Genomic DNA, 8,387 nt, shown 5'->3' with positions numbered 1-8,387 from the left:
GGGCACCCCGCGGGGTGCCCTCGACCGTGTCCGGCGTCCGGCGTCAGCCGTCCGGCGTGTTCCGGCGTCGGCGTCCGGCGTGTCACATCGTGGCGCCCGCCATGGCGCGGCAGGACTCGGCGCAGCGGCGACAGGACTCCGCGCAGCGCATCATCTGCGCGTCGTCCGGCATGGACATGCACGCCTCGGCGCACAGGTCACAGGCCTGGGCGCACATCGCGCACATCTCGGTGGCCAGCGGCGAGCGGCGCATCATCATGTCGGCGCACATGCGGGTCATGTCGGCGCAGTCCATGAGGGCTCCCATGACCTGCGCGGGGGCCTGGCCGCCCATCCGCAGACAGGAGCTCATGGTCTCCTCGCAGGTGCTGTGGCAGGCCATGCACGCCTGGACGCAGTCCTGCATCTCCTTGCTCATGGGGGTCGTGGCGGCAGACTGCTGGGTCATGATTCCTCCCAGGGGAACAACGGGGGTCGCGGACCGGCCTCCGTCCTTCAGTCCTACGCCCCTTGTCCCATGACCACCACAGGACGAACGATCTCCGCCGCGACCTGCATGTTCCGTGGAGGAAGGAGCCTCGTCACCGGCGGGTTCAGCCGCAGTGGAAGCAGCCCGAGCGGGGAACGCGGTCCTGGACGAGGTGGTCGCCGTTCAGGTTCCACCCGTCGGTCCGGGAACCGTCGCGGCCGTACGGGACGGCGCTCGCGGCGGGGGCGGCGGCCGGGGAGGAACCGGCCGTGCCCGCCGGGACGGCCGCCATCGACGTGCTGTTCCTGACGGTCTCGTGCCCGAGCTTCGCCGGGTCTTTTCCCGGTGAGGGGACCACTGTGCGCAGCGGTCCCGTCACCGGATTCTCACGAGATCATTGAATTGATGTGTCTCCGTCCGACGGCGGATCGTGAAGGGCCGCTCCCCGGCGGTCCCGGTCAGGGCCCGCCACGTGCGACGGGATCCCGGTCAGGACCAGGTGTAGGCCGGGTTGACCTCCATGCAGGCGGAGTCGTCCGCCCCGTTGAGGGCCTTGGCCGACTCGGGGGTCGTGTCGTCCTGTTCGGGCGCCTCGTACGCCGTCCCCTCGCGCCAGTCGGCGCCGACGACGAGCGTGACCCCGGACACGTCGGTGGACTGCCGTACCGAACTCTCCGGAACGCCCAGCGACTCGGCGACCCGCAGGGCGTCGCCCTTCAGGTCGGCGCTCGGGTAGCGCACCAGCGTCAGCTGCTCGCTCAGGGAGCCGGCGGTGTCGGCGGTCGCGCCGGTGAACCCCTTCTCCTGAAGCAGTCCGGCCACGGCGCTCGCGCGGCCGGACGCCGCGCCGAGGGTGTCGGTGCGGGTGCCGTTGACGACCTGGACCGCGATCCTGTCGTCGGGGGCGGCCGGTTCGGCGGTCACGGCCGGCCTCTTCTCCTTCGCCGCTTCCGCGGTCCGGGCCGGCTTCTCGTCCTTGCCGTCCAGGGCGATGTCCTCGCGGACCAGCCGGAACAGCTGCTCGGCGTCCTCGGTCGGCTCCACGCGGGCCCCCACGTACCGGTTGGGCATCGTGGTCATGGTGATGCGCTCCGGATCCACCCCGCGCAGCTCGTTGCTGAGGTCGTACAGCTTCTTGACGGTGTCGAGGCCGGGGTCGACGGTGAGCGCCCGGGTGGCCTCCTCGGCCAGCCTGCGCAGCTTGTTGGGATTGCTCAGGTCGGCGTTCTCGCGCAGCTCGCGGGCCAGCGAGTTCATGTACATGTGCTGGGCCTTGGCGCGGGCGAGGTCGCTGCCGTCCTCGAAGCCGTAGCGCGTACGCAGCCACTGCAGGGCCTGCTCGCCCTTGATCGGGTGGGTGCCCTCGGGCAGCTTCAGCCCGGAGCCGTGGCCCTGGCTGTCGCGCGAGAGGATGTTGGCGTCCACGCACACGGGGACACCGCCGACGGCGTCGGCCATGGAGACCACACCGGCGAAGTCGACCATGATGAAGTGGTCGATGTGGATGCCGGTGAGCTCCTGCCAGGTGGCCACGGTGCAGCCCGGACCGCCGTGCCCGAGGCTCTGGTTGGTCATCGTCCGCCCGATGCTCGCCTCGTACACCGTCCCGTCCTCGGGGTCGGTGCACTTCGGGATCCGGACGAGGGTGTCGCGGGGCATGCTGATCACGGACATGTTGGTCCGGTCGGCGGACAGGTGCAGCAGCATCTGCACATCGGCCAGCGGTGTCGAGCCGAACGTCTCGCGGGCGCCGCCGAGGTCCTGGTTCTTCTTGCTGTCCCGGGCGTCGGAGCCGATCAGCAGGATGTTCAGCGGGGTCTGCCCGGCGGCGTTCGGTGTGGGCTTGGCGACCTTGTTGTCCCCCAGGTTCAGGGGGTTCTGCTTGATGTTGCCGTTCAGGTGCCGGTAGTAGACGTAGCCGGCCCCGCCCGCGCCGAGAAGGAGCAGCGCGAGGACCGCGGCGACCCACTTGAGCATCCGGCGCCGCGGGCGGCGGCCGCCTCCACTGGGGGTGGGCACGTCACCGCCGGACGCGGGTATGTCACCGCCGGACGCGGGTATGTCGCCGCCGAACGCGGGTATGTCGCCGTCGTCACCGTCCGACGTGGGCGCCCCGCCGCTGTCGTCACCGGCCGCGGCGTTCCCGCCGTCGTCGTCCGGGACGCCGGAGGGGCCGTCGTCCGGGCCCGGGTCACGCCGGTCGTCGCGTAGTGTCTTCCGCGCGGCGCGCTGCGTCACTTCCGTCGCCCTCCCCACCCCTGGTACTCCTCGCTTCATGGAACTGGCTTGTCCTGCTCTTGTTAGACGCACGACAAGCCTGTCAGTTGCCCCAGGAACGCAATTCCACGGCAACAACTTTTGAGGAGCCCCCGAACGCGGTCCGGTCGAGCCTCAGCTCGCGCATTCGACCTTGTCGGCCGTGGACTTCTCCACGTCCAAAGGCCCCGCCGCGGAGTCGCCGAGCTGCGAGCCGACGCCCGTGAAGTCCTTGCCGAGGGTCAGCGTCATCGCGGGCAGCCCCTGGGAGTTGGTGACGCTCTCGCCGGGCTTCAGCGCGGAACCGGACATGCCCAGGATGGTGGCGAGGCGGCGGGCCTGGTCGGCCTGGTCGGGCGCGTATTCGAGGGTGGTCTTCTTCAGCGTCTCGGGGGCGTTGCCGGCGTTCTCCGATTTGCTGACGCCCTCGTCGACCTGGAGCCACCTGAGCGTCTCCTGGGCACTGCCCGCCGGGGCGCCGCCGTTGAGGACCTGCACCCGGACCTCGGAGGCCGGTGCCTTGGCGCCCTGCAGGCGGGCGGCGACGGCGGCCTTCTCCTTCCTCTCCCGCTTCTTCTCGACCTCGGTCAGCGACACGTCGCCGGCGATCGCGGCGAACAGCCGCGGCGCCTTGGACTCGTCTACGACGACCGTCGCCTTCACCGTCTCCGCGGGGTTGTCCTTCACCGGCACCGTGGTGAACGAGATGTTCTTCGGCGGCACCTTCTTCAGCTCCAGGGCGACGTCCTTGAGCGTGCTCACGCTGCCGATGCCGGTGTCCACGGTCAGCGCGTCGGTGGCGGCCTCGGCCAGTTTCACCAGTTTGGTGGGGCTGGTGAGGGTGTCGCCGGAGGACATCTTGCGCATCAGCGAAGCCAGGAAGTGCTGCTGCACCTTGATCCGGTCGAGGTCGCCCTCGTTGCCGAAACTGTGCCGGGTCCGGACGAAGGCGAGGGCCTGTTCGCCCTCCACCTTCGACTTGCCCGCGGGCAGCGCCAGCTTCGACTGCTTGTCGTTCACCGCGTGTTCCACACAGACGTCGACGCCGTCGACGGCCGAGGTGAGGGTCTTGACCGCGTTGAAGTCGGCCATCATGAAGTGGTCGGGCTTGATGCCGGTGACCTTTTCCACCGTGCGCATCGTGCAGCCCGGGTCCCGGCCGCCTTCACCGAGGCTCCGGTTGAAGCGGGCGCCCTGCAGCCCCGGGATCACCTTCTCCGTGCCGTCCTCCAGCTTCGTTGGACAGTCGGGGATGTCGACTATCAGGTCGCGCGGGATGCTGAGCGCGGTGGCGTTCGTGCGGTCCTTGGCGACGTGCAGCAGAATCGTGGTGTCGGCGTGCCCGACGCTGCCCGCGTCCCCGTAGCCGTCGTTGCCCGAGCCGGTGCGCTTGTCGGTGCCGAGGACGAGGATGTTGAAGGCCTCGTCCTTGCTGAAGTCGCCCGAGCCCGCGTCGCCGACGTCGGTCGTGTCGACGTTGCCCTCGAGATGCTTCAGATAGACGTAGCCGGCCGTGCCGGTGGCGAGCACCACGAACGCCATCGTCCCGCCGGCCCACAGCAGGGCCTTCCGCGCCTTCGGCTTCCGCTGCCCCGACCGGCCCGAGCGCCGTCCGGGCGGCGGCTCGGGAGTGCCGCGCCGCGGCGCCGGGACCTCGCGGCCGGGTGCCCGCGGGGGGCCGCCGGGCGCGGCACCGTACGGGTGGCCCATGCCGCCGGGGCCGACGGGGTGGTGCGCGGTGTGCGGGGAGCTTCGGCGGGGGCCGGGTACGGGTGACTGCGGTGCGGAAGGGCCCAGTCGCAGTTCGTATTCACCGGTGGCCGGATTGAGTACCCATTGGTCTGCGGGGTCGACATTGTCCGCCCGCCCACGGCTCTGCGCGTCCACGCTCGTCCGATCCTCCGTCGGGGCCACACGGCACCCTCCCCCCTCCGGAGGGTGTCCGCGCGTACTGGTCACCACCGTGCACGCGACGCCAGAACGGTCCTCGCGGCCGGGGCACTGGAGCGTTCACACTAACTGCCGACCTGAGCGGGACGGGGCCTCAGTGACGAATTCCTCGTCCACGAAAAGGGGTAAACCGCCCCATTGGGTGGGGAAATGACGCTGTGGAGGTACCGCCTCCACCGGATTCGCGCCGTCCGGGCGCCCCGCACACGAGTTCGTCACACGCCCCGCAAGGCGCCCCGCGACCCACCGCACGACGCACCGCGAGGCGTGTCGTGCGGTGTGTCACTGCGCGCACTCGACCTTGTCCGCCGTGGACGTGGACTTCTTGATGTCGTCCGACGCCTTGGACGGAGGGGTCAGGGAGACGCCCGCGCCTTTGAAGTCCTCGCCGAGGGTCAGCGTCATCGCGGGCAGCCCCTGGGTGTTGGTGACGCTCTCGCCGGGCTTCATCCCCGAGCCGGACATGCCCAGGATGTCGGCGAGGCGGCGGGCCTGGTCGGCCTGGTCGGGGGCGTACTCGAGGGTGGTCTTCTTCAGCGTCCCGTCGGCGTTCCCGGCGTTCTCCGATTTGCTGACGCCCTCGTCGATCTGGAGCCACCTGAGCATCTCCTGGGCGCTGCCGTCCGGGGCGCCGCCGTTGAAGACCTGCACCCGGACCTCGGAGGCGGGTGCCTTGGTGCCCTTGAGGCGGGCGGCGACGGCGGCCTTCTCCTTCTTCTCCTGCTGCTTGACCTCGGTGAACGACACGTCGTTCTTGAGCAGGTCGAATATCTCCGGTGCCTGGGACTCGTCCACGACGACGGTCGCCTTCACCGTCTCCGCGGGGTTGTCCTTCACCGGCAGCGTGATGAACGCCAGGTTCTTGACGTTGAGTTTGCCCAGCTCCAGACCGAGGTCCTTCAGCTTGTTGATGCTGTCCAGTTGGGAGTCGACGGTGAGCGCCTCGGTGCCCGCCTCCGCCAGCTTGACCATCTTCGTCGGGCTGGTGAGGGTGTCGCTGGACTTCAGCTGCCGCATCAGCGCGCCGAGGAACTGCTGCTGCACCTTGATGCGGTCGAGGTCGCCCTTGTTGCCCCACGCCTTCCGGGTGCGGACGAAGGCCAGCGCCTGCTCGCCCTCGATGGTGTGGGGGCCGGCGGTCAGTTGGAGCTTGGAGTCCGGGTCGTCGACGTCCTCGGCGACACAGACATCGACCCCGCCGACCGCCGTGGTCAGCGTCTTGATCGCGTTGAAGTCGGCCACCATGAAGTTGTCCGGCGTGATCCCGGTCAGCTCGGTGACGGTCCGCATGGTGCAGCTCGGTGTGCGTTCGTTCTGGCCGAGGCTGGTGTTGAAGCGGTTCCTGGAGCCCGGGATCACCTTCTCCGTCCCGTCCTCCAGCGTGGTGGGGCAGTCGGGGATGTCGACGATGAGGTCGCGCGGGATGCTGAGCGCGGTGGCGTTGGTGCGGTCCTGGGAGACGTGCAGTAGCAGCGTGGTGTCGGCGTGCCCGACGCTGTTCTTGTCGCCGTAGCCCTCGTTGCCCGCGCCGGTGCGCTTGTCGGTGCCGATCAGCAGGATGTTGATGGCCTTGTCCTTCTGGAAGCCACCGGTGCTCGCGCCGTCGTCGGAGACGGTGTTGATGTTGTCGTTGAGGTGCTCCAGATACAGATAGCCGCCCACGGCGGTGGCGAGCACCACGAACGCCATCGTCCCGCCGGTCCACAGCAGGGCCTTCTTCACCTTCGACTTCTTCTTCACCGGCCGGCGTCCGCGCCGGCCCGCCGACGGCTCCTCGGGCGCGTCCCGACGTCTGCGGGGCGATCCTTCACGCTCGGGTGCCTCACGCTCGGGTGCCCCACGCTCGGGCGTTCCGCGCTCGGACGCCCTGCGACCGGCGGGCCGCTCCGCCGTGCGCCCGGAAGCGCCGGAGCGGCCGCGCGGTGCATCGGTGCCGGAGCCGGTACCGGCACCGGAGCTCTTACCCGGACCCGCGCCGCCACCCGGGCTTCCGCCGGAGGAGCGCGCTCTGCGGGGAGAAGGGCCCGGCCGCTGCGGTGCGGAATGATTCAGTCGCAGTTCGTAATCGCCGGTGTCCGGATTGAGTACCCACTGGTCTGCGGGGTCGATGTCGTTGCCCCGTCCACGGCCTTGCGCGTCCACGGTCGTCTGAATCCTCCGTCGGTGCCACGCGGCGCCTTTTCCCTCCCAGGCGCTCGGTCGGTCACACAGTGCGCGACTGCAGGGTGAATCTCAGGAACACGCGCACCGGGAGCGCTCACACTAACGGCACGGAACGGCTTCCGGCGACGCCCGTGGCACATTCCACATCCATACAACTGGGCAATTCGCTCATATCTGTTGACATGACGTCGCAGTCTGGGAGTCGCCTGAGGACCGGCTTTACGCGCAGGTGTCCTCGGCGGCCGTGTTTCCGGAGAACGTCGGTGTGGGAGAAGCCCTTTCGGTCACTTCCCCCGCCTGCTCCCCGGATTCATTTCGAGTGACCTCGCGGTCACTCTCCGTGGTTTCAGCGCCCGAATTCCCGGGCGGAGTGCGGGACTCGGATTCCGCGACGGAACCCCGTGCCGGATTCTGTGCGACCGCGACCGGTGCGTCCCTGCGCAACCGCTCGAACAGCCCCTCCGCCGCGGGCTGCGAAAGCTGGTCCCGATCGGCGTCGTTCACGTACGGCTCCCGGGGGACGGTGAGGAATTGCACATGTTCCGTGGGGATGTCGCGGAGCCCGCGGACGAGTTCGTACAAACCCCGCAGATTCGCCAGTTTCGGGTCGGTCGTCAGCGCCGAAGTGGCCGCGTTCAGAACGGGATACAACTTGGCCGGATTCAGCAGAACGTCATTGCCGCTCACCTTGTTGACGAGCGCCCCGAGGAATCGCTGCTGGCGTTCCATACGGTGCGTATCGCTGCCGTCACCGAGAGACTTGCGGGCGCGGACGTAGCCGAGGGCCTGTTCCCCGTTCAGCGTCACCCGGCCCGCGGGCAGCTTCAGTTCGGCCGCCTTGTCGTCAATGGGTTCGCGCAGGCACACCTCGACGCCGTCGACCGCCTCGACCATCTCCTTGAAGCCGCGGAAGTCCACGACGATGTGATGGTCCATGCGAATGCCGGTGAGTTTCTCCACGGTGCGGACGGCGCAGGCGGAACCGCCCTGCTGGAATGCCTGGTTGAACATCGTGAACACGGGCTCGGCGCGGGTGCCGTTCCGGCGCAGGCAGCCCGGCACGTCCACCATCAGGTCCCGGGGCAGGGACACCGCGGTGGCGCTGCCCCGGCCCGCCGGCAGATGCAGCAGGATCGCGGTGTCGGACCGCTCGGTCCCCGGGTCCCGGCCGTAGTGGCCGTTCTCGTCCCCGGACCGCGAGTCCGAGCCGATCAGCAGGATGTTCCGGGCGTCCTCGACCAGCGCCGTGGGCCGTTCCCTCTCGAACCGGGCGAGCTCGTCCGCGGCCGCCTCGTCCGCGGTGATGTTCCCGTCGAGTTTCACGTACACCGCCCACCCGGTTCCGGTGGCCGCGACGAGCAGTGCCGCGACACCGAGCCCGGCCCGGGTCGTCCACCGCCGCACATCCGGGTCATCGTCGTATCAGCGGCACACCCCAACGCCCCTATGCCCGCACGCCCGCACGCCGTCCCATATTTCCGCACGCCGTCCCGCAGTTCCGTATGCCGCCGCAAGCCGTCCCGTACGCCACGAGGGGGTGGACCGGTCA

At 69.5% G+C, this 8,387-nt stretch carries 6 protein-coding genes; all 6 read right to left on the bottom strand.

Annotated features, from left to right (window positions below; all coding sequences use genetic code 11):
* Positions 1-82: 82 nt before the first annotated feature.
* Entirely contained in the window at positions 83-448 is a 366-nt protein-coding gene (locus AOK11_RS02115) for a four-helix bundle copper-binding protein (RefSeq protein ID WP_055591903.1), read from the bottom strand.
* Positions 449-593: 145 nt separating this feature from the next.
* Positions 594-848, bottom strand: coding sequence for a hypothetical protein (locus tag AOK11_RS42625; protein WP_167353756.1), 255 nt, complete (start codon positions 846-848; stop codon positions 594-596).
* A gap of 110 nt (positions 849-958) precedes the next feature.
* Complete coding sequence (locus AOK11_RS02110; protein ID WP_240497175.1) at positions 959-2,707, bottom strand: LCP family protein; 1,749 nt, start codon at positions 2,705-2,707, stop codon at positions 959-961.
* Positions 2,708-2,860: 153 nt separating this feature from the next.
* Entirely contained in the window at positions 2,861-4,612 is a 1,752-nt protein-coding gene (locus AOK11_RS02105; RefSeq protein ID WP_055591902.1) for an LCP family protein, read from the bottom strand.
* A gap of 345 nt (positions 4,613-4,957) precedes the next feature.
* Positions 4,958-6,817, bottom strand: coding sequence for an LCP family protein (locus AOK11_RS02100; protein ID WP_079034573.1), 1,860 nt, complete (start codon positions 6,815-6,817; stop codon positions 4,958-4,960).
* Between the two features lie 240 nt (positions 6,818-7,057).
* A complete protein-coding gene (locus AOK11_RS02095) occupies positions 7,058-8,242 on the bottom strand; it encodes an LCP family protein (protein ID WP_055591900.1) in 1,185 nt (394 codons plus the stop codon).
* Positions 8,243-8,387: the final 145 nt, after the last annotated feature.

The organism is Streptomyces hirsutus, assembly GCF_001418415.1.
GTDB lineage: Bacteria > Actinomycetota > Actinomycetes > Streptomycetales > Streptomycetaceae > Streptomyces > Streptomyces hirsutus.
Note: the sequence above shows the minus strand (reverse complement) of the source record. Positions and strands in the feature narration are given on the sequence as shown.